The sequence below is a fragment of the Pseudomonas sp. Irchel 3E20 genome (assembly GCF_900187645.1).
GTDB lineage: Bacteria > Pseudomonadota > Gammaproteobacteria > Pseudomonadales > Pseudomonadaceae > Aquipseudomonas.
Window position 1 is genome coordinate 270,871 of sequence record NZ_FYEE01000003.1, and the last position, 23,169, is coordinate 294,039.

At 62.9% G+C, this 23,169-nt stretch carries 14 protein-coding genes; 8 read left to right on the forward strand and 6 right to left on the reverse strand.

Going from position 1 to position 23,169, the window contains the following annotated elements; translation table 11 throughout:
- Positions 1-64: 64 nt before the first annotated feature.
- Complete coding sequence (locus CKW13_RS07600; protein ID WP_095107974.1) at positions 65-1,429, reverse strand: carbohydrate porin; 1,365 nt, start codon at positions 1,427-1,429, stop codon at positions 65-67.
- Between the two features lie 265 nt (positions 1,430-1,694).
- Entirely contained in the window at positions 1,695-3,722 is a 2,028-nt protein-coding gene (locus CKW13_RS07605; RefSeq protein ID WP_095107975.1) for a TonB-dependent receptor, read from the reverse strand.
- Positions 3,723-3,922: 200 nt separating this feature from the next.
- On the opposite strand from CKW13_RS07605, the gene CKW13_RS07610 reads away from it, so the two are divergent.
- Both CKW13_RS07610 and CKW13_RS07615 read left to right on the forward strand, forming a co-directional pair.
- Entirely contained in the window at positions 3,923-4,153 is a 231-nt protein-coding gene (locus CKW13_RS07610; protein WP_095107976.1) for a VF530 family DNA-binding protein, read from the forward strand.
- Between the two features lie 3 nt (positions 4,154-4,156).
- A complete protein-coding gene (locus CKW13_RS07615) occupies positions 4,157-4,816 on the forward strand; it encodes a Pr6Pr family membrane protein (protein WP_095107977.1) in 660 nt (219 codons plus the stop codon).
- A gap of 61 nt (positions 4,817-4,877) precedes the next feature.
- Here the strand turns inward: CKW13_RS07615 and CKW13_RS07620 are convergent, their stop codons facing one another.
- Positions 4,878-5,654: a siderophore-interacting protein gene (locus CKW13_RS07620; protein WP_095107978.1), complete on the reverse strand. Its 777-nt coding sequence runs from the start codon at positions 5,652-5,654 to the stop codon at positions 4,878-4,880.
- The gene (locus CKW13_RS07625; protein WP_095107979.1) at positions 5,647-6,213 is read right to left on the reverse strand and encodes a PadR family transcriptional regulator; all 567 of its coding nucleotides are present in this window, start codon (positions 6,211-6,213) and stop codon (positions 5,647-5,649) included. Before CKW13_RS07625 ends, CKW13_RS07620 begins: the two co-directional genes overlap by 8 nt.
- A 566-nt stretch (positions 6,214-6,779) precedes the next feature.
- Between CKW13_RS07625 and CKW13_RS07630 the strand changes: the two genes are divergently transcribed.
- The 5 genes from CKW13_RS07630 (at position 6,780) to CKW13_RS07650 (ending at position 12,491) form a co-directional block, all read left to right on the forward strand.
- Positions 6,780-7,265 (forward strand): CS1 type fimbrial major subunit, encoded by a 486-nt coding sequence (locus CKW13_RS07630; RefSeq protein WP_095107980.1) that lies wholly within the window; start codon positions 6,780-6,782, stop codon positions 7,263-7,265.
- A gap of 111 nt (positions 7,266-7,376) precedes the next feature.
- Positions 7,377-9,923, forward strand: coding sequence for a TcfC E-set like domain-containing protein (locus CKW13_RS07635; protein WP_095107981.1), 2,547 nt, complete (start codon positions 7,377-7,379; stop codon positions 9,921-9,923).
- A gap of 28 nt (positions 9,924-9,951) precedes the next feature.
- A complete protein-coding gene (locus CKW13_RS07640) occupies positions 9,952-10,704 on the forward strand; it encodes a molecular chaperone (RefSeq protein WP_371856225.1) in 753 nt (250 codons plus the stop codon).
- Positions 10,705-10,743: 39 nt separating this feature from the next.
- Positions 10,744-11,250: a CS1 type fimbrial major subunit gene (locus CKW13_RS07645; RefSeq protein WP_095107982.1), complete on the forward strand. Its 507-nt coding sequence runs from the start codon at positions 10,744-10,746 to the stop codon at positions 11,248-11,250.
- A 59-nt stretch (positions 11,251-11,309) separates the two neighbouring features.
- A complete protein-coding gene (locus CKW13_RS07650; protein ID WP_095107983.1) occupies positions 11,310-12,491 on the forward strand; it encodes a hypothetical protein in 1,182 nt (393 codons plus the stop codon).
- 122 nt (positions 12,492-12,613) lie between these two features.
- On the opposite strand, the gene CKW13_RS07655 is transcribed toward CKW13_RS07650, so the two are convergent.
- Together CKW13_RS07655 and CKW13_RS07660 are read right to left on the reverse strand one after the other, a co-directional pair.
- Complete coding sequence (locus CKW13_RS07655) at positions 12,614-17,761, reverse strand: dermonecrotic toxin domain-containing protein (RefSeq protein ID WP_095107984.1); 5,148 nt, start codon at positions 17,759-17,761, stop codon at positions 12,614-12,616.
- A 131-nt stretch (positions 17,762-17,892) separates the two neighbouring features.
- Positions 17,893-21,030: a transglycosylase domain-containing protein gene (locus CKW13_RS07660; RefSeq protein ID WP_095107985.1), complete on the reverse strand. Its 3,138-nt coding sequence runs from the start codon at positions 21,028-21,030 to the stop codon at positions 17,893-17,895.
- A 716-nt stretch (positions 21,031-21,746) separates the two neighbouring features.
- On the opposite strand from CKW13_RS07660, the gene CKW13_RS07665 reads away from it, so the two are divergent.
- Positions 21,747-23,165: an amino acid permease gene (locus CKW13_RS07665; RefSeq protein ID WP_095107986.1), complete on the forward strand. Its 1,419-nt coding sequence runs from the start codon at positions 21,747-21,749 to the stop codon at positions 23,163-23,165.
- Positions 23,166-23,169 lie beyond the last annotated feature (4 nt).

Consider the following 23,169-nt stretch of genomic DNA (forward strand, 5'->3'; position numbering starts at 1 on the left):
TTGCATGCGGCCGATCTAGCGCTATCGCGGGCAAGCCCGCTCCCACAGGTTTCTCTGGCGTGGGTCAGAACGACGACTGAATTTTGACCCCGCCGATCAACGCGTCATCGACGCGGCTGACCCCGCCGGGGTGGCGGATGTATTGCAGGTTGGGGCGTACGGTCAGCCAGTTGGCCAGGTGGATGCCGTAATAGAGTTCGGCGCTGTACTCGGTGTCCTGGGGCGGCAGGTAGCGGGCGTCGTCGTAGTCGGCCACTACGCGGGCGCGGTTCTGCGCTTGGGCGTTCTTGCGGTACGCCGGGTTGACGTGCACCCGGGCCAGGGCGAAGCCGATGTCGTCTTTGGTGCGGGCGTCGAACAGGCCTTTATAAACCACGCCAGCCTGCACGTAGTTATCGATGGCGTTGGTTTTCTTGTCGTGCAGCGTCGCGTTGGCGAACACATTCAAGCCCCGGGACCGGTCGCTGGCGCGGCTGGTCAGTTGCTGCTGCGCGCCGAGCCAGAAGCCGTGCTTGCTGGAGGCGCTGCGGTAGCTTTCACCGCTCAGGGCCGCGGGTTGGCCGTGGCTGTCTTGGTACACATCGCGGGCATTGGCGTTGCTGTAGTAGTAACCGGCGCGGTACTCGCCCGGCAGGCTGTTGAGCGCCGGCGTCCACACCAACTCCACCGGCAGCACCGCGCCCTGGGTGCCGCTGCCGCTGAGCTTGAAGCCGTTGCCGCGGTCCAGGTTGGAAGGGTTTTGCTCATAGGCGCCGACCTGGGCGTAAAGCTGGGGAGTGAGGTGGTATTTGACCCGCAGCGCCCACTGGCTGACCGGCCAGTTGTACCAGATGTCGCCGGCCCAGTTGCCCACTTGCGAGCCGCAGAACGCCAGGTTCTGGAAGTCGCAGGGGAAGCTGTTGAAGTCTTCGCCTTGGCCAAAGCGGCCGGCCTTGATGTCGAGTGCCTGGTCGAAGAATTTCTGCTGGTACCACATCTGTGTCAGCCGCCAGGTCTGGCCACGGCCCCAGACTTCCTGGGCCGAGGTGAAACCGCCGACCCGTGGGTCGTTGATGCGGTCGTTGCTGATGTTGTCGCCGTGGCGCTCGGTGAGGGTCAGTTGGAACTCGGCATGGTCCCAACCCAGAATCTTGTCCAGGTCCAGGTGGCTGCCAAAGCCGAACTGGCCGCTGTAGCGGGTGGTGCGGTGGTGGTCGTAGCCGCCGTGCAGGTTGCTGCCCGTCTCGCCGGTGTAGTCGATCTTGAAGTCGTAACCCTGCTCAGACAGCGCTGTCCGGGTACCGCCCCAATCACCCAGCATCCAGTTCGAATCGCGCTCCAGCGCGGGCGTGGCGTGGGCGCAGAGGGCGAACCCCATGGCGCCGAGGCCGCCGAGCAGGCGCAGGGAATGGGTGGGAAAGGCGCAACGCAAAGGGTGTAAAGCAGGCATAGAAATGAGGTCTTGGTGAAGTGCGGGGGGCGGATGCAAGCCGCGGCCATTGGCAAAAACCGCGCCGTGACGGGCCTGTCGGGCGAAAGTGAATCGTTTCAGCGTGTGACAGAAAGGATAAAGGGCCTTCTCCCCAAGAGAAAGCCCTTTTATTGACATGGATCATTTCAGGTTTGGTAACAGTGTGGCTCGAACGCTGTGGGTTGGGCCGTCCCGGTAGGCGCGGGCGAGCCCGCGCCTACCGAGGGTGCTTCTCAAGGGGGGCTTAGAATGTCGTGCGCAACCCCACCTCCACCCCTCGGCCTTGGGCCGGGGCGATGTCGCGCAGGATCGAGCTGGCGTAGCGCACGGTTTGGTTGGTCAGGTTTTCGCCTTTGACGAAGGCCAGCCATTGGCTGGCGCCGATGTCGAAGCGGTAGCCGGCGCTGGCGCCCAGGGTGGTGTAGCCGTCGGTGGCGCTTTCGTTGGCCGGTACGCGGTGTTGGCTGCTGGCGTGTTCGACGTCGATGCGTGCCTGCCAGCGTTCCAGTTCCCACAGCAGGCCGCTGTTCAGGCGCAGCGGGGCGATGCGGGGCAGGGCCTGGCCGTTGTCGAGGTTTTTCGCGCGGGTGTAATCGCCGGACAGCTCCAGGGCAAACTTGCCGTAGGCATTTTCTCCTAGTGTCCAGCGATCCTGGGCTTCGATGCCGCTGAAGCGCGCCCGCACGCCGGAGTAGCCGTATTCGGGGATGCCGTCGGCGTCTTCTTCGCCTTCGTCATTGAGGTTGCGCCCCGTGCCGAGCAGGCCGATGTAGTGGGAGAAGTGGCTGTAGAACAGCCCCACGCTGCCCTTGTGCACGCCGTTGTCAAAGCGCAGGGCCAGGTCGCTGGACACGGCTTTTTCCTTGTTCAGGCCGGCGTCGCCCACTTCATAGGTGCCGGTGGCGACGTGGGCGCCGTTGGCGTACAGCTCATAGAAGGTTGGCGCGCGTTCGGTGTAGCCCAGGGTCGCGGCCAGGGACCACACCGGCGTCAGGCTGTACACCGCGCCGGACGACAGGCTGGCGGCGTTGAAGCGGCTGGCCTGGTCGGCCCGGGCGAAACGCTCGTTGCCCTGGCTGTCGGGGGCGATGCGGGTGTGCTCCAGGCGCGCGCCCAGGCTCAGTTTCAGGCGTTCGCTGGCTTGCAGTTCTTCGAGCACGAAGAGCGCGGCGCTGTTGGTGTCGGTTTGCGGTACGAAGGCTTCCTCGCCCAGGGCAGAAAATTCGCTGCGGCTGAACTGGGCGCCGACCACGCCTTCCACGGGGCCCAAGGGCTGGTGCCGTGCCTCGATACGCGCTTCGTAGCCCTTGTTCTTGAAGATCGTGCCGACTTCGCCGTCCTCGATTTCCCGGTGTTCGTAGTCGGTGTAGGCGGCGTCGAGCTTCACCGAGCTGAACGGCCCGTCGAGGTTACGCAGTTGCGAGGCGAAGGCGTAGTGATCCTGCTTCATGCCAATGCGCACGCTGTCTTCGGCCGGCGAGCCGTAGTTGGCGTCGTAGTTGCTGTAGGAAAGCCCCGCATAGCCGTCGTCCCAGGTGTAGGCACCGCCCACCGCGCCGCCGTCCTGGCGCCCGTCGCTGTTGCCCAAGCGGCCCTTTTTGCCATTACCGTCGTCGCTGGCGGGGGCGTGGCGGCTGCGGGCGAAACCGGGGATTTTCAGGTCGTTGAACTGCCGCGAGTTGGCGTCCAGGTGCAGGGCGAAGGTGCCGTTGCCAGCCTCCAGTTTGCCCGCGCTGCTACGGGTGGTGTCGGCGCCACCGTAGCGCAACTCGCCCGCGCCCTGGATACCGTCGATGGCGGCGGTGGGGATGCGGTTGTCGAAGCTGTTGACCACGCCGCCGATGGCGTTGCCGCCGTAGAGCAGGGCGGCGGGGCCGCGCACGATCTCGATGCGCTCGACGTTGACCGGGTCCAGCGGCACCGCGTGGTCATAGGACAACGACGAGGCGTCGAGGGCGCCGACACCGTTGCGCAGAATGCGGATGCGGTCGCCATCCAGGCCCCGAATGATTGGGCGGCTGGCGCCCGGGCCGAAGTAGGACGACGACACGCCAGGCTGCTTGTTCAGGGTTTCCCCCAGGCTGCCTTGCTGTTGCAGGGTCAGGGCATCGCCTTCGAGCACGCTGGCGGGGGCGGCCAATTGGCTGCCCAAGGGGTTGGCGGTGATGATTTGCGGTTGCAGTTCCAGGGCATGGGCCGGGGCGCCGAACAGCAGCGCGGCGCACAGCGGCGTCAGGCGCCAGAGCAGGGGGCGAGAGGCGGAGGGGAGCATGGAGCGTTCCTTGGCAAACGGAGGGGATTGAGACGAAAGGGTGGGTTACGTTATGTAATAAGATAACATTTCTTTTCGTGGCTCAAGGGGAACTTTTCCGTCGTGGTCGCCAGCGGCTACAGTCAAGGCAGCGCTTCCACCGGGGCGGCCCGTCGGCTAAGGTGCGCGGCTTCCTTCCCCACTTCGCTCAAAGGCCCGGCATGACCGCAACCGACACCAACCCCCTGCACGGCGTGACCCTGGAACAGATCCTCAACGCCCTGGTGCAGCACTACGAATGGACGGGGCTGGCCGAGCGCATCGATATCCGCTGCTTTAAAAGCGACCCCAGCATCAAGTCGAGCCTGACCTTCCTGCGCAAAACCCCGTGGGCGCGGGAGAAGGTCGAGCACCTCTACGTCAAGTTGATGCGCACCAAGCGCCCGCACTAAGCCATGCACGCCGTCGCCCTGGGCCGTCATCAGCGCTGGTTTGTCACGGCGGCGGCGTGGCTGGGCTGGGCGGGGTTGGCGATTCAGTTGTATTTGATTTTGAGCCTGCGCTGGGCGGCCGAGGCCAGCCTGGTGGGCGGGTTGGTAAATTTCTTCAGTTTCTTCACGGTGCTGAGCAACACCCTGGTGGCGGTGGTGCTGACCTGCCACCTCAGCGCCCGCAACGGTGCGGCACGGCGCTTTTTCCTCCAGCCGTGGGTCAGCAGCGGTGTGGCGGTGAGCATTGTGGTGGTGGCGGTGGCCTACAGCCTGTTGCTGCGCCACTTGTGGCAACCCCAGGGCTGGCAACGGGTGGCGGATCAATTGCTGCACGACGTGATGCCGCTGCTGTTTGCCTTTTACTGGTGGCGCTGGGTGCCTAAGGGCCGCTTGCGTGTGGCGCATGTGGCGCTGTGGGCGGCGTACCCGCTGCTGTACTTCGGCGCGGTGCTGCTACGCGGCGAATCCATTGGCTTGTACCCCTATCCCTTTATCGACGTGGGCAAACTGGGTTATCCACAGGTGCTGCTCAATGCCGTGGGGATTCTGCTGGGGTTTGTCGCGGTGGGGCTGGCGCTGGTGGCGCTGGATCGGTTCCTGTGGGCGCGAGCTCGCCCGCGATAGCGATCTTGAGGGCGCCATCGCTGGCAAGCCAGCTCCCACCTGAACCCCATGCCAGCCTGCTTCACTCATCCAGCGTGCTATCCAACCGCCAGTAGCCGACAGCCTTGACGTACTGCTCGTCGAGCCCGTGTTCGTCGAGCAGCACCCGGCGCAGTTGCCGCGACAGCTTGGTTTCGGTGGCGATCCAGGCGTACAGCGAGCCTGCGGGGATGGTCAGTTGGCGCACCGTCTCCAGCAAATTCTGTTCGCCGCGTATCACCCAGGTCACCTCGACCTGCGCCGGGCTTGGCAGCGCTTGGCGCTCGGCGGCGTTGGCGATCTCGATCACCGCGTGCACCCGGCGCTGGCCCGTGAGCCCTTCGAGGCGGCGGGCGATGGCGGGCAGGGCGGTTTCGTCGCCGATCAGCAGGTAGCTGTCGAAAATGTCCGGCACCACCATCGAACCCCGTGGCCCGGCGATGTACAGCGCCTGGCCGACGCGGGCCTGCTCGGCCCAGGTCGAGGCAGGGCCGTCGCCGTGGAGCACGAAATCGATATCCAGCTCGAGGCTGTCCGGGTCATAGCGGCGTGGCGTGTAGTCGCGCATGGCGGGCATCGGGCCGCCGTCTTTGGCGCCGATCACCAGGGTTTTCATGGCTTCGTGTTCGGCCGCGGTCTGGGGGAACAGCAGCTTGACGTGGTCGTCCGTGCCGACGCTGACAAACCCGGCCAACTCCGGCCCGCCGAGGGTGATGCGGCGCATGCGTGGCGTCAGGTCGGTGATGCGCAGCACCTCCAGGTGCCGGCGCACGATGGGATGGCTGACGCGGTGGATGCGCTGTTGATTCACTTCATTCATGGGGCTGCTCCTGTTGGGGCTGGACGGCGGGGCCGTCGACAATGGCTTTGGCGGTGTTGTTGAGCAGGTCGCGCACCCGCAGGATTTCTGCCGGGCTCCAGCGCCCGTGGTGCAACTGCAAGGCGTGGCGCAGGTTATGCACCGCCTCGTGGATTTCGGCCGGGCGGTCGTGGCCGCGCAGCGAGCGTTTGCTGACGTCGATGCGCATGTACACGCCGCTCAGAGCGATGGCCTGGTCCTGCAACGACAGGCGTCCGGCGTCGGTCACGCTGTAGCGCTTTTTCCCACCTTCGGCGTCGCCACTTATCAGTTCGCTTTCTTCCAGGAACGTCAGGGTCGGGTAGATCACGCCGGGGCTGGGGCTGTAGGCGCCGTCGAACATGCCTTCGATCTGGCGGATCAAGTCGTACCCGTGGCAGGGCTGCTCGGCGATCAATGCCAGCAGCAGCAATTTCAGGTCGCCGGGGGCGAATACTCGAGGCCCACGGCCGCCGCGTTCGCGGCCGGGGCGTTTTTCGAAGCCGTCACGGCCGTCGTGGCGGGGATGCTGCTCGCTCATTTTGTCGTTCTCTATGCAGGTTTAGATACAACTTAAGATATATCTTTAGGCACATGCAAGAAGAAAAAACCATCGCCACCGGCTCACGGCCCCACCGGCCAGGCAAAAAGGCTCCGAGTCGAAACCCGCCGGTGTGTATGTTTTTTGACCCGACAGAAGGCGGATTCTTGGCTATGTTTTTTATGACAGTTAAATGAATTCCAGACTATTGGCCGGGTGTAAATGCCGAGGTTGCCTGGCAAGTAGTACTTGTCTTACAGTTAACCTCAATCTGTGTGGTTAGTTGTTTTTTATAGTGTGTAGTCGGTCTCTTACAGCCAATAAGTTGATTTTAATAAAAGCCCGGTTATTTCTTTCCACTCCTCTTGTTATATGGCTACACATTTAACTGAGGTGTCTTACTTAATTTTGTTGCGAATTGGCCGATCATGCCCCGGCACTTGAGGCGGTCACGAAACTTTCGTGGCCCAAGTTCAGGCGTCTAGTTGGTTTGGCGGAAACTTGGGTTTCCGGTCTTCTGCTGAATCGAAAACACACTTTTAATGGTCCACACAGGTATTCAAACGATGCTCAAGAAAATGGCAGTCATGGTTGTTCTGGGGCTCGCGTCGTCGAGCGTTTTTGCAGCAGGCGAGGCAACCAGCATCATCAACATCTCCGCCACCATCCCGACCAAGCAGTTCCACGTGCTGCCCAACGACCCGAACTGGGGCCGTAACGAGGTGATGAACTACAACCCGGTAACCGGCCTGTTGAGCAGCCTGCGCCAGGTGTACAACGTGAAAAACACCGATGGTTCCGTGCATGCCTACATCGAGGGCGGCCCGGCTGCACTGACTAACGGCTCCTCTTCCATCGCCCTGACCACCACCTTCAACGGCAAGACCCTGACCGGCGCCCCCCAGGAAGTGGTTGACGATGCCGCCTCCACACCGGGTACCCAGGCCGACATGGTGATCGTCGCGGCCAAGCCTGCCGATACCCAAGCCGGTGAGTTCACGGCCAATAATATGACCGTGGTGTTTGATAACGTGCCGCGTGTTACGCCGTAACTAAGCATGCACGGTATTTCATAACAAGAAGCCGTATCTCCGGCCGTTCGGTAGTTTTATCGCTCGGCCGGGACTTCCCTGTTGATTGTCTGCAGTCAGAGTATTTTGTTCATGTTCCCGATGACATCTATCGCGGCCGCGCTTGTCCTGTTTTTAACCTCGGTCATGACAATTTGCGTTGCGGCCGAGGGCACCACGCCACGCAGTTTATTGAACCAGGCCAAAGGCCTTCCATCGGACTTTGAAGAACACTTTTTCGATGTACCCCTGGCCGTGCGCGTAGAGCGCGACCAGCAACTCGTCGGCGAAGCCATGGTGGTGTTGTCCCGCGATGATCGGTTGACCCTGATTAACTTTACCGACCATGACAACAGCCCCGTCACTGCCGACGAACGCGACCGTTGGGCCGCGTACCTGAAGCAGGGCGTGGCCCTGGGCGGCTGCGCCACGGGGTGTATTGAGCAATTGGTAGCGGTGCACTACAACCTCGAAGAATCTCTGGTGTCGCTGCTCACCGAAAACGTCGAGCGCGATGCCGACGAACCTGATTACCACAGCCAGCCCAGCGAAGGCAGCCAAGGGCTGATGCTGACCCAGCAACTGAACCTCAATGGCGGCCAGGGCCAAGACCTGGGCGGGCGCCTGGGCCTGGAGGCTAACGCCAGCCTGGGCAACTGGACCCAGTCGATGAACATGCAGTTGTCTCGCCTGGGCGGGCCGGACGACAGCACGCTGTACCACGCGGTGTACTCGCTCTACGGCCAGCGCGAACTGGATGGCCACTTCCTGCGCCTGGGCTACTTCACCCCCAACGCCGAAGGCCTGACGCGCCAGTTGCGCTCGTTCGGTGCCAGCCCCGACACCGCGTTGGGCGTGATGTACGGCAGTTCCGACACCCTGGCTATCAACAATCCCAAGCCCAGCGTGTACCCCATCTACGTCACCGCCAACCGCCAGGGTTCGGTGGAGATCTACCGCAACGGCTTGCTGGTCAATACCCAAGCCGTGGCCGCCGGGTTGCAGAGCCTGGACACCCGGCCACTGCCTGGCGGCATCTATGAAGTGGAAGTGCGCTTGATCGAGGATGGTCTGGTCACCAGCACCACCCAGGAGTTGGTGTACAAGCCCAGCAACTGGCGTAACCACGACGAGCGCTGGCGCTACAACCTGTTTGCCGGGCGCGAAACCAAACTGCTGAGCAACTGGGACGAGCAATCGAGCGGCGCAATGACCGCCGGTGCAGCCGTCAATTACTTGCTGCACCCGCGGTTGATCGTCGGCCTCTCCGGGCGCCAGGTGCGCGATCACCTGCAACTGGGCACCTCGTTGGACTGGAGCCTGGCCAACGCGGTCAATCTCTACGCCAACCTGTATCAGACCCAGGAGTACGGCACCGGCGCCGACCTGAACCTGCTGTACCACTACGGCAGCGGCAGTGTCGCGTTCAACCACACCCGCAGTTGGCTCGATACCCGCAATACCTACGAGATCCTGCCCGACGGCACGCGTATCCGCCATCGCAGCGACTTTGTCGGCCAGACCAGCAATTCATCGCTGTCGCTCAACCATCGCCTGGACCGCAGCAACTCCCTCAATGCACGCCTGTCCCACAGCCAGGGCAACACCCAGGGCACTGGCTTGGACGTGGGTTGGATGCAGCGTGCCCGTTGGCTGGGCAGTGACGGTTATTGGCGCCTGTCGTTGTTTGACCGCCCGGGCAGCCTGAGCAGTGGCAGCCAGCGTAACCGTGGCTTCGACCTGACCTTCAACCTGGCCCTGGGAGGGCCCAGTGACCACCGGCACTGGGCCGCCAGCCTGGGCTCGCGCACCTCCCGCGAAGGCGAGCGCGACCACAACGCCGCGGTGAGCTACCGCCGTGACCTGCAAAACCATGTGCTGCAAAGCGTCTCCGCTACTGCCAGCGCCGACACCTACGGCGTGGGGCTGTCCGGCATGGCCAGTTTCGATACGCGGCAACTCAACGGTGACGGCTTTGTGCAGCGCTCTTCGTTCAATGGCGACCTCACCGGTGGCCTGAACCTGAGCAATACCCTGGCCGTGGGCGGCGGGGCGATGGCCTTGACCAGCCTGCCCCAGGGCCAGGGCGCGGGGATGATTGTGGACGTGGAGTCGGATGTCGACGACGTCGTTATCCGCGCCGATGACCAGGGCGGTGGGAGCACGCGCTTGCGTACGGGGCGCAATTTCATCCCTATCACCGCGTACCGCAACAGCTCATTGAGCTTCGACTTCGAAGGCAATCACGCCCCGGCGGCGACGATTCAACCGGCCCGCTCCAACTATCACCTGAACCGGGGCGCGGTGGACTACCGCAAGGTCAGCGTGATGAAAACCGTGACCATCCTTGGCCGGCTGCTGGACGCCGAAGGTCGCCCCCTGCGCGGCTACCACGTCATCAACCACGCCAGCCGCGGCGTGAGTGAGGTGGACGGGTTCTTCTCCATGGAAATGAATGCCAATTCGCCGACCTTGGAAGTGCGCTCGGGGGAAAACGTGATGTGTCAGTTCCGTCTCGATCCGGCCAACGCGAGCGCCGAGAGCGACGTGTTGATGATCGGTGACTTGCGCTGCACCCCAGACACCCTGGCCACGCCAGGCAGCAACGCCGGCGACGCCACCCACGCCGGCATTTTTTAACGCTATTGAAGAGTGAGGTTGGAACTGGATGAAAAAGCTATTGGGCCTGAAAAGCATGCTTTTGCTGGGCATTCTCGCGTGCGCCCCGGCGTTGCAGGCCGGGCCGCAAATTAACGTCGGTGTGGTCTACGACTACCTCGACGGCGATAAAGGCACGTACCTCAAACGGGTGTTCAACGGCGGCGACAGCACGGCATTCGTGCGCATCAGCATCATGGAAATCTTCTACGACGAGCAGGGCAACATCAGCGAGCAGCCCCTGAAAGACCGGGGCGACAGCAGCAAGGATGGCCTGATCGCCAGCCCCGCGCGGCTGATTGTGCCGGCCAATGGCATGCAAAGTACCCGTTTGCTGTTTTTGGGCGACCGTAGCCGCGAGCGTTACTTTCGCGTGCGTTTTGTACCGGTAATGCCCGAGAAGGAAGACGAGTTCGCCGTCTCCGAACAAGAGCGCGCCGAGTACAAGGAAAAGTTGACCGCCGGGGTCAATGTATTGGCCGGGTACGGCACGGTGTTTTTTGTGCGGCCCAACGATACGAAGTTCAACAGTGTGATCGACAACAGCGCGCAACAGTACCGCATCCGTAATAACGGCAATACCGTTGTTGTGGTCGATGAGTTCAAGGACTGTGCGATCAACAGTGAAACCGACTGCGCGCCGACCCTTAAACACCACATCATGGCGGGGCATGCCTTCGAGTTTAATAAACAACCGGGGCGCCATTATTTATTCACCCTGGTCGAGGGCGCCAAACAAACCAAGATGGATATCCGAGGTTAAGTGGCGTGTTGAATCTATTGATAAGTATCAGGTGGTGCCATGACCGATAAGCTGCGTTGGGCAATTGCACTGGGTAGCCTGCTGTTGGGCGGCCCCACGGGCTGGGCTCAAGAGCGCGTAGAACATACCTTTGAGGTGTCGGTGAGCATCCCCACGCCCAGTTTTTATGTAATTCCCGCCGATCCCAATTGGATTCACCGTGAACAACAATTGGCCTGGAACCCGGTGACGTCGCAGTTGGCAGGCTTGCGTAAATCTTTTGACGTGCGTCACGACGCCGGTGCCATCGAGGCCAAGTTAGACAGCCCAGCTTATTTGTCGACGGGCGTGGCCGATGCGCAGGTCATTCCCTTGACCGTCATGTTCAATAACGTGCAACTCACTCATTTGGGGCCGGTTGAAGTGGTTTCCCAAGTTGAAGCAGCCGCCGGTAAACGGGTGTTGCTGGACATCACTGCGCAACCGCTGACAGAGGCCGGTTATAGGCCGGGAAGTTACTACGGCAGTGTCAATATCATGTTTAACGCGGTGGTGCCCACGCCATGAAGTTTTGGATTAAGAAAGTTCTGCTTGCCCCTTTAGTGGGTCTATCCGGCGTTTTGTTCATGGCCGCGGCCGGGGCCGCGACCCAGCGAATCGATGCGGTGTTTCAGCCCAGCCCCAGTCATCCGATGCGCAATGAGTTCGTCAACACCACTCCCAATTCGGGTTATTGCGCGATCTATCCGGGGGTGTGCCAGTCGTTTGGCATGTTCAGCATTCGCCTGCCTATTCGCTTCACCAGCAGCCGGGCGATCGAGGCTAACCACGCCAACGAACGCGATGGCGCCATGTTCAAGGTGCCCGCTAACTGGCGGGAGCTGACCGTGACCCATGCGGCCACGGGGGAAGTGCAAACACTCAAGTTGCGCATTCACGGCTTGGGTTCAACTTATCGGTTCAACCAACCGGTCAACGAGTTGGTGGAGAACACCCCTGGCAATGGCCACTACCTGTTGTGGGGGGGCGCCAGTTGGGTGTACCCACCGCCCGCCTGCTTGTACAGCGGGTTGGCTGCATACACGGCGTATACCTACATGTTTTTCTGGCGTACACCCGCCGAGGCGGTGTGCGCCAAGCGCGCCAGCTATCGCATCCCTTTCATGACCTATGACTACCTGGACATGGCCTATCAGCTCCAGACCCCCGACCCGTTGAAGATGCTCTCCGGTATGTACACCGGCAGCCTGACCTACACCTTGGGGCCCAATCAGGACTTCGACATGGGGGATGTGATGATTCCCGATGACGGCGCCCTGACCCTGAACTTCGTGCTGGCGGTGCAGCACACCCTCAAAGTCGATATCCCACCGGGTGGCAACAAAGTCGACTTGGTGCCCCTGGGTGGTTGGCAGGGGTGGCTCAATAGCGGGCGCAAGCCTGCGCGGTTGTTCCGCGACCAGACCTTCGTCATTTCCACCACCTCGCGCTTCAAGATGCAGATGCAGTGCCAGTACCCGGTGGGCGATACCTGTGGCTTGCAAGACCGCTTGGGCAACCAGGTGCCGCTGCATGTGCAAGTGAGCTTGCCCAATGGTTTGGTGGGGAGCAGTGGAGAAGCCGTGACGCGTCGGCCGCTGCTACTCAGCGGGGCAGGCACCGAGCTGTTGCAACCGTCCCGCTATGTGGATTTCAAGCCCGGTACCTTGCATTTCGAGATTCGCCAGGCAGATGTGGAGCAGATGCTCACGCGGGAGGCGGGTACCTACAAGGGTAACGTCACGGTGGTCTGGGATTCGCAGATCTGAGCTGGCCGGGGCGGCCACTTTTGTGGTGGCGCAAATCGGTATGGGAGGTTGCTGTTTGTGGGGGCGGGCAGGCCCGCCCCCACAGCTCTAACTCCATCCCCAGCCACGGGGCAGCGGTGGGTTTAGGCCTGATTCGCGTAGCCCCGGGCTTCGGCGGTTTGCAGGGCCTGGCGGGTGAGGTCGCGGGCCCACTGCTTGCGGGTTTCGCCCAGGTCGGTGAGCAGTTGCGCGTAGCGTGTGCTGTTCATCCGGGTGCCTGGGGCAACCTCGGCGATGGGGATGCCCAGTTCCTGGGCCAACGCTTGCAGGGTGGTTTGCTGTGCGTCGTCCATGGGGGTGCCGGCCTCTTTGGCTTGTGCCACGGTGTCGAGTAGCTCCTGCAACTCATCGAGTTTTTCCAGTTTCAGCGCGACGGCTTGTTCGTTGCTCTGGTACTGGGCGTTGTAGCGGTTGCGCAGGTAGGTTTCCCAGTACGGCTCCAACAGCATCTGGTCCACCAGGCCATCGCCCTCGCTGAGCGTGAGCACCATCTGGTAAGCATTTTCGGTCATGTCTGCGCTGACCTGGGCGCTGTCGCGGTAGTGCATGTGGTCGGTGACCCAGGGCAAGTCCAGCCTCTTGGCCAGGGACGTTTCATAGGCCAGGTGGATTTCCACCTCGTCCACCTCGCCGGGCCTGGGGCCTTCGGCGGTGTCGCGCATCTGCGAGCGATGCCACAGGCCTTGCCCGCCCTCTTCGCGGGGGCGCGTGCGCAGGGCGATGTCCTGGCGCACCACCTTGCCCAGTAACTTGAGCCGCGCGGCGCCCTTGGCCAGGGTCACCAGTTGGTGCTGGCGGTCGCCATGGGCGTAGCGTTCGTTCAGGGTCGCCAGGGTTTCAATGCCCATGTTGTTGAAGATCTGCGCCGCGCCGTCGGCGCACAGGCCGGGGAAGCTCGCCATCTGGAACAAGCGGGCGCGCAGTGCGCTGTCGGCATGGGCCTGGGCGAGCATCATCGCCACCTGCTCAGCCACCCGTTGGCGGTTCTCTTCGTAGCGGTCCCAATCCTGCGGGTCCTGGTAGTCGTCATAGGTCTCCAGGGCCTTGATGACTTCGAAAAAGCCCTGGGAGCCATGCTCGCGCTCTACCGCCAGCCATTGTTCGGAAAACTCGCTGTGCCGGTACGGGGCGAGGTCAGTCAGCCAGTAGCGATAGTCGCCCTTGGGCTCATAGGTGCGGTGAGGGTCCAGCCCCACGGCGTTGCGGTACTGCTCGTAGGCCTGCTGCTGGTCGAAGTCCAGGGTGGTGCGGTTCAGGCGGATGCGCGCGATGATTTCTGCCGCCTCGGGCACGGGCGGTGCCATCGGCAGTTGGCGCAAGGGCACGCCAACGGCCTGCAGGGTGAAGTCGCTGACCCGCGGCAGCACGAACAGGCCTTTGGGCCACTGCGTCAGTTGGGTGCGGTTGAGGTTCAATTGGCGCAGGTGCGCCATGGCACTGACGTCTGGGGCGACGGTGAGCGGGTTGGAACTGAGGTCGATTTCAGTCAACTCCTTGAGGCTGTTGAGGGGCGATGCGTCGACGATGCGGTTGTTGTGCAGGTCGAGGTATTCCAGGTGCGTGAGGGTGGTGAACACCTCGGGCAACTCGGTCAGCTCGTTGTTGGCCAGCCCCAGGATCTGCAACGAGGGGAACAGTTCCAGGAAGGGTGCATGGCGGGCGCTGAAGCCGCTGTTGTTGAGCAGCACCGAGCGCACGTGCACCAATTCGTCGGTCAGCACCGGCAGGCTGTCGGGCAGCGGCACATGGGCCAGGTTGAGTTCTGAGCCGTAGGTTTGGCGGATGGGTACTTCGATGAAGAACAGCAGGCGATTCTCCCAGCCTTGCAGCAGGCGTTGGGCGAGGGAGTCACGACGCTCGCGTTCGACCACGTCTTCGACGCTGCCTTTGGCCCACGCAGAGGGGGAACGGCGCCACTGTTCCAGCTCGCGGGGCACGCGGTAGTTTTCCAGGGCGAACTTTTCCAGGTACTGCGCCACCTTGTCCGGTTCCATTTTCGCGATCAGTGCCTTGACCTGTTCGCCGCTGAGGGTAGGGAACAGGTTGTGCAGCGTTTGTTCGGCTTCGGTCTGCGGCATATACAGGGCGCGTAGGCGGCTGTAGGCGGGGCCGCCGAGCAGGGCCTGGGTTTGTGGGTCGGTGTTGCTGCGCACGGGCGGGCGGGCGATGGCGGTACGGCGTTCAGCCAGGGGTTCGAGCTTTTCCATCAGCCACTGTTTGAGTTGCGCGCCCTGGCCGGGGCCAAAGCCCATGTCGGCGCGCCCTTCGGCCGGCAGGGTGGCGATGATGGACTCGTACAGGTTCTTGAGGCCTTGCAGCTTGTTGCCCTGGGCATCGAACACTTCGTAGCCCTGCGTGGAGTGGCGCACCAGGACGCGGGTCAGCGCGGCGTCCTGCGGCCCTACTTCACAGCGCAACGTGCCGCTGGGGCTGGTTTCGCGCACCTGCACGCGCAGGTTGGCCAGCAGGTCGCTGTGAATGCGCAAGGCGTTGAGCGCGAGGTTTTCGCTGTCGGCGTTGATCCGCGCGGCGTTCTGCAGGCCGCGAAAAGCCAGGGCCGAATCAGCGGCGAAGCTCAGCTCCCGGGCCTGTTCGGCCAGGCGCAGCGGCAGGTAGTTGCCCTGGGCCATGGTCTGGCGTTCGGTGGGGGTGGCGGTACTCAGCAGGCGCTCTGCGCTGCTGTTGTCCAGGGTGGGGAAAGACTGGCGCAGCAGGTTGACCTGGGCATCGTCGCTCACTTGCCCGGCGCGGTAGACATGGCGGGCAATGTCGTCGGTCTGGCCGGTGACGTAGTCGGCCAGGGCATTGCGCAGGGCTTGCACTTGTTGCGGTGCAGGGATCTTGCCGCCCAGTAGCGTTTCGATCTGGCCTTCATCGAGAAAGCCCAGCACGCGCTCGGCCAGTTTGCCGGCCATGACCTCGGCCAGCCCCAGTTGCAGGGTGTCGCCGGGGCCTGCCTGGGTGTTGCCGTATTTGTGGCTGGCGCCGCTCAGGTCGCTGTTGATGAACACCTCAAGGGCCTTGTCGGCGGGCCAGCCGGGGAGTTCGGTGACCGATTGTTCAAACCAGTCGGCGGCCGGGTCGGCGGGCAGGGGCTGGCCGGTGCGGGTCAGTTCGCTGGCCGTGCGGGCGTAGTGCTCGGCTTCGAAGCGCTTGAGGGTGTCGTCCAGCAGGGGCGGCAGCGGTTCGTTGCGCAGGTACATGCCCCGCAACACGCCAGCATCGGTGCCGCTGATGACGCGCATCTGCTCCAGTTGCCGGTCGCTGAACGGCTGGGTGCGGGGGCCGAGGCGGCGCAGCAGGGTGGGTGTGTTCCAGGTGCGTGGTTGTTCGCCTTCGAGCACACAGGCGCCGTGGCCGTTGAGGCGCACCCGCGGCTGGTAGGCGTTGGCACGGCGCGGGTGGCGGATGCGGTGCTCGCCCGCGTGGGGGGCGCGCGCGACCTCGTAATGGCGGTTGTCCACGGCCAGCACGTCTTTGCCCTGGTGCCGGTGCAGCCCCGAGGCTTGGGGCCGCGAGCCTGTGGGCGGGGCCAGATCGGGTTGCGCGTAGGGCGCAAGGTCTGGGTGCCAGAGGCGGGTCCGGCCATCGCTTGTTTGCACGGGGCGCATGCCTTCGACGAACAACGACAGCTTGAGCTGGGCCACTTTGACAATCTCCCCGGCGCCCGCGAACTCGCCCAGTTGCAGCAGGCTTTCAACCACCGCCAATAGGTGTTCGGCGGCCTCGCGGCCCAGGCCCTCGGTCCAGTCCAGCACGCCCTCGAAGACTTCCTCGGTCAGTTGATAGGCGGTATAGGCCAGCATTAATTCCCCCATTACCGGCACGAACGGCGTGACCACCAGCAGCGCAACGTTAAGGGCGGTGCCCAGGATGCCTTCGAGGTTGTCCCACCAGGCCTGGCGCGCCAATTGGTCTACGCGCTGGGTGGAGACGGCGATGTCTTGGGCGTCGTTGATGATCTTGTTCAGCCGGGTGCGGTAGAGGTAGTGCCACAGGTTATCGGGGGTGCCGTTGGGGCGGTTTTGATAGTCGTCGCGGATGTCCTGCACGCTGAAGTACAGCGTCGGGTTTTCCACCGCCGTAGTGGTCCAACTGGGCAGCCGCTCGCCGCGTTCGCGCTGGTGCCAGGTGATTTCGCTGAGCTGGCGGTTCAGCCCGCTGAAAAACGCACCGCGCTGGGCGTGGGCGATGAACTGGGCAAAAAATTGCGGGTACCGCTGCCCCGCCGGACGCTCGCTGGGCGTGCCCCGCAGTTGGCGGGTCAGCTCTTGGACGAAGGCCGCAGAGGACGGGTATTGCTTGAGGGGGTGCTCGGGGTCGCCGGGCACGTAGGCGATCAGCGGTTTGATCCGTGACGCATCCTGGGCGTTGCTGGAGAACAGCACCACGCCGGTCAAGGTGCAATTCATGATGCTCAGGGTGTAGGCATGCAGCTCGCCGTCCTCGAACGCCACGGGGCCGCGGGCGTCGATCAATTGCAGCAGGGCGAGCATCGCGCCTTGGCTGATATCGCCGCTGATGTGCGCCAGGTGCACGGCGCTGGTGAACGCGGCCTGCTGGCTGGCGATCACCGCCTCGCGCAGCGTTCGCTGGACCTGCGGGTAGCCGCCACCCAGCACCTTATGGAGTTGGGCCTGATACTGCGCGCCGATGTCCAATTGGCGGCAAATGGCTTTGAACTGGTCCAGGTTCAGCGCCTGGCCGGTGGTGCGGTGGCGCAGGGTCAGCACGTCTTGCTGCCCGCGCGCGTCGGCAGCGGATAAAAAGGCAAAGTCGGTGAAGGTTTCGTCGGCGGCAAAGTTGTGCAAGGCGCGGTCGAGTAAAGACGAAGTTGTACTTTGCTGGCCGGCGGTGATGTACGAGGCACTGGTATAGGTGCGCAGGAATACGTGTTTGACGTCGACTTCGCCATAGGCATTGAGTGCCTGTTTTAACAGCGGTTCGGCGAAGGCATAAACATCACGCAGGGCGTCGAGTTTTTTATCCACCGCCGTTTGCGTCCGCCACTGTTGGCCGATGGCGTGCCTGAGGGCCTGGTGTTGCTCGGTGTTGGCGTGGGGGTAATGGCTGGAGGCGCGGTAGCCGGTGGCTTGCAAAGCCTTGAGGCGGTGCGGGGCAATGGTGGTTATCCAAGGCGGTAAGTTGCGCTGGATGAGCTCGAAATGCTGCCCCTTTAGTGCACTTTGCGCGGTTAATGGCGGTGTGGGGTTAAAGAACGGGTAAACCATGGTATGGGCCTGAAGTTGACGAATTAAACTTCAAGTCTATGCAGGTGCGGGGCGGATAATAAGTTTGATTTATGGCCTGTTAAGCAGACTTATATAGTGTTTTTGCCCCATTAATAAACGCCTCTTAATAACTAACTACCGCCCTTATTGGCCACTACTTTGGGGGGTGGCGCGGGCGGCTGGCATGCCGTGGCACTGCCCGGTTGCAGGTACGGCGTGAGGATCGGCGCCATGCCCTTGAGCACCTGCACCGGCAACGCCGAGGTGAACTTGTAGGCCTGGGCGCCGGCACCGGGAACGAACGCGGTGAGGGTGCCGAAGTGGCTGTCGCCCATATAGAAGACGAAAGTCGCGGTGCGGTTGATGGCCTTGGAGCTGAGGATGCGCCCACCGGCGCCCACCGCTTCGATGCGGTTGTCGCCGGTGCCGGTTTTGCCGCCCATGGCCAGCGGCGTGCCATCGGGCAACTTGAAGCTGCCGGACACCCGCCGCGCGGTGCCGGCGTCGACCACTTGGGACAACGCCTCGCGCATGGCCCGGGCAACCTCGACGGGCATCACCCGCTCGCCCCGGTCAGGGTCGCTGACCAAGCGCGTTTCATAGGGCGTATTGGCGGCGAAGTGCAGGCTGTCGATGCGTACGGCGGGCCGGCGCACGCCGTCGTTGAGGATCGTCCCGATCAGCTCGGCGAGGGCGGCGGGGCGGTCGCCTGAACTGCCGATGGCGGTGGCCAGGGAGGGCACGAGGTGGTCGAAGGGGTAGCCGACTTTCTGCCAGCGCTGGTGAATGTCGAGGAAGGCTTCGATCTCCAGCATGGTGCGGATGCGGCTGTCGCGCGCGCCTTTGTGGCGGCTCTTGAACAGCCAACTGTAGACCTCCTGGCGTTCGAACTCGCTGGCCTTGACGATCTGGCTGAACTGGGCCTCGGGGTTGTTCAGCAGGTAGCCCATCAGCCACAGGTCCAGGGGGTGGACCTTGGCGATAAACCCCTGGTCGGGCAGGTCGTATTTGCCTGGGCCGTAGGCGTAATACAGGTTGTCGAGGCGTTCGTCGGTGAGTTTCTCGGGCTTGGCCACGCCCTTGAGGTGGGCGCGCACGAAGCGGTTGAAGCTTTCCTGGCTGGCGTCGGGCAGCAGGTAGCGGTGCACGGCGGCCAGGCGCATGGCGGTGGGGTGCATGCTGTCGAGGAAGGTGTCCAGGCGCGCCTGGGTGTCTTTCTTTTGGTACTTCTTCCAGAACCTTTGCAGGAACGAGGTGCCTTCGCGGTCGGCGAAGCGCGCCAGGTATTCCTGGCGACGCGGGTTGGCGTCGTCCTTGAGCAGTTCGGCGCGCTCGCTGGGGCCGGCGTAGATGGTGTAGCGCACCAAATCGCGCATCAGGCGAATGAACGGCAGGTTGATGGATTCGCGCAACGCATCGCGCAGGGTGGGCAAGCGGCCGTTGTCCTCCTTGCGAAAGTTATTGAAGGTGTGCAACCCGCCGCCGGTGAAAAACGCCTCGCCGGGGCTGGCCGAGTATTTGCGGTCCAGGGCCGCGCCGAGCATTTTCGTCAGAGTGCGGTCGTTGCTCTGGATCAGGTAGTCCACGGCCCAGCGGCTCAGGCGATCCTGTTCGGCAATGGCGGCTTTCTTCAGCTCGGCGACGCTTTGCCCAGCGTAGCGTTCGTGCAGCTCGGCGATGATTTGCAGGTAAGTGGTGAGCACGCGCATTTTCGCCGTAGAGCCCAGCTCCAGCTTGCTGCCTTCGTTGATGTCGAAGGGTTGGTCGGTGCTGTCGGTCTGCACCCGCACCCGCGAGCCGTCGGGCGTCAGCTCGAACAGGGTGAAGCTGTAGCGCACCTGGGTGGTGCTGGTGGGTGTCAGCAGGCGCTCGCCCAGCAGGCCGATTTCGGCGGCGAAGGCCGGGTCGGCGAGGCGTTTGAGGTAGGTGGTGGCCTGGGCTTGCAGGTCGCCTTGCAGGGTGCTGGTGGCGGACAGGTCGAGGCGGTCGAGGTCGTACAACGGGCGGTTGAGCATGCCGCCCAAACGGCTGCGCGCCACGCTGATGCCTTTGTTGGTTTCGATGGGCTGGATCGTCGGCTGCTGCACCCAGTCGCGGTAGGTCACCTTGCTGCCCAGGGCGGCCGCGGTGAGAGGCGCGTCGAGCACGCCGTTCTGGGCCAGCAGGCGAATGTGGCTGTCGGTCAGCCGGGCCAGATCCTCGCGGCCCCGGGCCAGGTAATAGGAAGGGCGGCGCTGGGCGATCATCAACGACAACACCTGGCGCAAGGCCAGGCCGCGCTTGGCCAGGCTCTGCTCATCGTTGGCGGTGCTGGCCAACGCCGCGTTGACCTGGTTGAACTCGGCGCCGTACCACACGCGCAACCCTTCGGCCATGCCGTGCACCTCGCCGTGGCCGGGCACCGCCGACAGCGGCACGCTGTTGAGGTAATCACGCACGATGTTCTGCCGCGCCAACTCGGTGTGGGGCCCGGCCTGGTAGGCGCGCACGCTGGCCGAGAGCATCTGGCGCAGCTTCTCGGCGCCCGACACCGTCAGCCCGTCCGGGGAATGGCGGTACTTTTCCAACTGGGTGGCCAGGGTGCTGCCCCCGGCTGTCTGCCCCGGCAGGTGGAGCATTTTCGCCACTTGCGACCACGCGGCCCGGGCAAAACGCGGCCAGTCCACGGCTGGGTTGGCCAGCGGCTGCTTGGGGTCGAGCAGGTCTCGGTTCTCGATGAACAGCAGGCTATGGACCACCAACGGCGGGATGGCGGCGAAGTCCGGGTACAACTGCTGGGGATATTTGTATTGGTACAGCGGTGCGGCGCGGCAATCGGTGATCGACAACCCTGCCTGGATTTTCTCCGCGTAGGGCACGAACAGGCCTTTATCGGTGTAGTCCAGCAGTGCTTGGGAAAAGCGTGTTTGTTCCTGCACAACGTAATTGCGCTTTAGCAGGCGCTGTACGAAATCTCCGATGTGGCTGTAGCCCAAACGTTTGTCGAACGGCCCGTCACCGGGGTAGACGATGGCCTCGCTGGGCCCCGGCTCCAGGCTGTAGGTCAGGGCCGCGGCCAGTTGGCTGAATTCCCTGGCCTGGAGCTTGGAGGTGCGGCTTTCCCGGGCAATTGCCAGCCCCAGGAAGATCAGGCCGATCAGCAGCAACAGCCAGAACATGCGCCAGCCGTAGCGGCGTAGTGGGCGTTTTCTGGCGGGTAAAGGGGTTTGATCCACGCGGTCAGTTGGCACCAGTGCTTCACTCGAATCGGTTGGCAACAAAGCACCCATAGTCGATTGATCCATTCCACTCAGATTGATCGGACTTGTCTGAAGCTTAGACGGTGGCTGTAGGGTGTGAAGAAATTGTAGAGGAGAGATTTCTTTGTAGGGTGTGGGGTAATTATTGAGTTTTGGGTCGGATATTTCATACACACGCGATCGTGGGCAAGCGGAGTGCCGCCCGGCCCGCTTCCACAGTTGAACGGTGGTGCGGGTGGGATTTTCATTTTTCCTCTGTGGAAACGAGCCTGCTCGCGATGGCGGCACTGAGTGGCTAGGGGTAAGGCAGTTGCTGCCACCGATGAGGGGCGCGGCGCTGTATTTCCCTTGCCACCCCACCGGCCTGTAGGAGCCTGGGTTGAAAGGCTCAGGCCCGCCCTAGAGCCTTGGCGCTGCGTAAATTGGCCCAAGGTAGGGGCATGACGCTGCCCTTTGGCTGTGCAATACTCGCCGCCGTTTTTTCTGGCAGACAAGCCTGGCGTCTCGAAGCAAGTGTTTTTGTGTAAAAGGCTTTTGCCCCGAATTAACGCTGAAAACTGTCATTTATAGAGTGAAAAGCCCTGCTGGGAGCTTTTTATACTGCACGCCCCGCTGATCTTGCAGGTTTTGTCCTACAAGACGGGTCTGCTCACAAAGTGGATCCGGCCTGCGTACACCCGAGCCTACCGGTGCGGATGTGCGGACTCGGTGGTTCATATCCAATAACAAGACGAGGTTGTACTCCCATGCCAGTCGGCAACCCTATGCCCCACGGCGAGACCGCTCAAGGCGGCCCGCTCAAACGCGAACTCGGCGAACGGCATATTCGCCTGATGGCGCTTGGCGCCTGTATCGGCGTCGGTCTGTTCCTCGGTTCGGCCAAGGCCATTGAAATGGCCGGCCCGGCCATCATGCTGTCCTACATCATTGGTGGCCTGGCGATCCTGGTCATCATGCGCGCCCTCGGCGAGATGGCCGTGCACAACCCGGTGGCGGGCTCGTTCAGCCGTTACGCGCAAGACTACCTGGGCCCGTTGGCGGGTTTTTTGACCGGTTGGAACTACTGGTTTCTGTGGCTGGTGACCTGCGTCGCGGAAATCACCGCGGTGGCGGTGTACATGGGTGTCTGGTTCCCCGAGGTGCCGCGCTGGATCTGGGCCCTGGCGGCCCTGGTGAGCATGGGCTCGATCAACCTGATCGCGGTCAAGGCTTTCGGTGAGTTCGAGTTCTGGTTCGCCCTTATCAAGATCGTCACCATCATCGCGATGGTGGTCGGCGGTATCGGCGTGATCGCGTTCGGTTTCGGCAACGACGGTGTGGCGCTGGGGATTTCCAACCTGTGGGCCCACGGCGGCTTCATGCCCAACGGCGTGCAGGGCGTGTTGATGTCCTTGCAAATGGTGATGTTCGCCTACCTGGGCGTGGAGATGATCGGCCTGACCGCCGGTGAAGCGAAGAACCCGCGCAAGACCATTCCCGACGCCATCGGCTCGGTGTTCTGGCGGATTCTGCTGTTCTACGTCGGTGCGTTGTTCGTGATCCTGTCGATCTACCCGTGGAACGAAATCGGCACCCAGGGCAGCCCCTTCGTGATGACCTTCGAGCGCTTGGGCATCAAAACGGCGGCGGGCATCATCAACTTCGTGGTGATTACCGCAGCGCTGTCGTCGTGCAACGGTGGCATTTTCAGCACCGGGCGCATGCTCTATAGCCTGGCGCAGAACGGCCAGGCCCCGGCCGGTTTCGCCAAGACCTCGAGCAACGGTGTGCCGCGTCGCGCCTTGCTGCTGTCGATTGCCGCGCTGTTGCTGGGTGTGTTGCTCAACTACCTGGTGCCGGAAAAAGTCTTTGTCTGGGTGACCTCGATTGCCACCTTCGGCGCGATCTGGACCTGGGCCATGATCCTGCTGGCGCAGCTCAAGTTCCGCAAAAGCCTGACCCCGGCCGAGCGTGATGGCCTGAGCTATCGCATGTGGTTCTACCCGGTCAGCTCCTATGTGGCGCTGGCGTTCCTGGTGTTGGTGGTGGGCCTGATGGCGTACTTCCCGGACACCCGCATCGCGCTGTACGTCGGCCCGGTGTTCCTGGTGTTCCTGACGCTGGTGTTCTACGCGTTCAAGCTGCAACCGACTCCGGTCAAGGAGCCGGTTGCGCCTTCGGCCTGATGGG

Bases quoted from the DNA above. Each gene is read 5' to 3' on its own strand.
- CKW13_RS07600 (WP_095107974.1), bottom strand. From the start codon at position 1,429: ATGCCTGCTTTACACCCTTTGCGTTGCGCCTTTCCCACCCATTCCCTG.
- CKW13_RS07605 (WP_095107975.1), bottom strand. From the start codon at position 3,722: ATGCTCCCCTCCGCCTCTCGCCCCCTGCTCTGGCGCCTGACGCCGCTG.
- CKW13_RS07610 (WP_095107976.1), top strand. From the start codon at position 3,923: ATGACCGCAACCGACACCAACCCCCTGCACGGCGTGACCCTGGAACAG.
- CKW13_RS07615 (WP_095107977.1), top strand. From the start codon at position 4,157: ATGCACGCCGTCGCCCTGGGCCGTCATCAGCGCTGGTTTGTCACGGCG.
- CKW13_RS07620 (WP_095107978.1), bottom strand. From the start codon at position 5,654: ATGAATGAAGTGAATCAACAGCGCATCCACCGCGTCAGCCATCCCATC.
- CKW13_RS07625 (WP_095107979.1), bottom strand. From the start codon at position 6,213: ATGAGCGAGCAGCATCCCCGCCACGACGGCCGTGACGGCTTCGAAAAA.
- CKW13_RS07630 (WP_095107980.1), top strand. From the start codon at position 6,780: ATGCTCAAGAAAATGGCAGTCATGGTTGTTCTGGGGCTCGCGTCGTCG.
- CKW13_RS07635 (WP_095107981.1), top strand. From the start codon at position 7,377: ATGTTCCCGATGACATCTATCGCGGCCGCGCTTGTCCTGTTTTTAACC.
- CKW13_RS07640 (WP_371856225.1), top strand. From the start codon at position 9,952: ATGAAAAAGCTATTGGGCCTGAAAAGCATGCTTTTGCTGGGCATTCTC.
- CKW13_RS07645 (WP_095107982.1), top strand. From the start codon at position 10,744: ATGACCGATAAGCTGCGTTGGGCAATTGCACTGGGTAGCCTGCTGTTG.
- CKW13_RS07650 (WP_095107983.1), top strand. From the start codon at position 11,310: ATGGCCGCGGCCGGGGCCGCGACCCAGCGAATCGATGCGGTGTTTCAG.
- CKW13_RS07655 (WP_095107984.1), bottom strand. From the start codon at position 17,761: ATGGTTTACCCGTTCTTTAACCCCACACCGCCATTAACCGCGCAAAGT.
- CKW13_RS07660 (WP_095107985.1), bottom strand. From the start codon at position 21,030: ATGGGTGCTTTGTTGCCAACCGATTCGAGTGAAGCACTGGTGCCAACT.
- CKW13_RS07665 (WP_095107986.1), top strand. From the start codon at position 21,747: ATGCCAGTCGGCAACCCTATGCCCCACGGCGAGACCGCTCAAGGCGGC.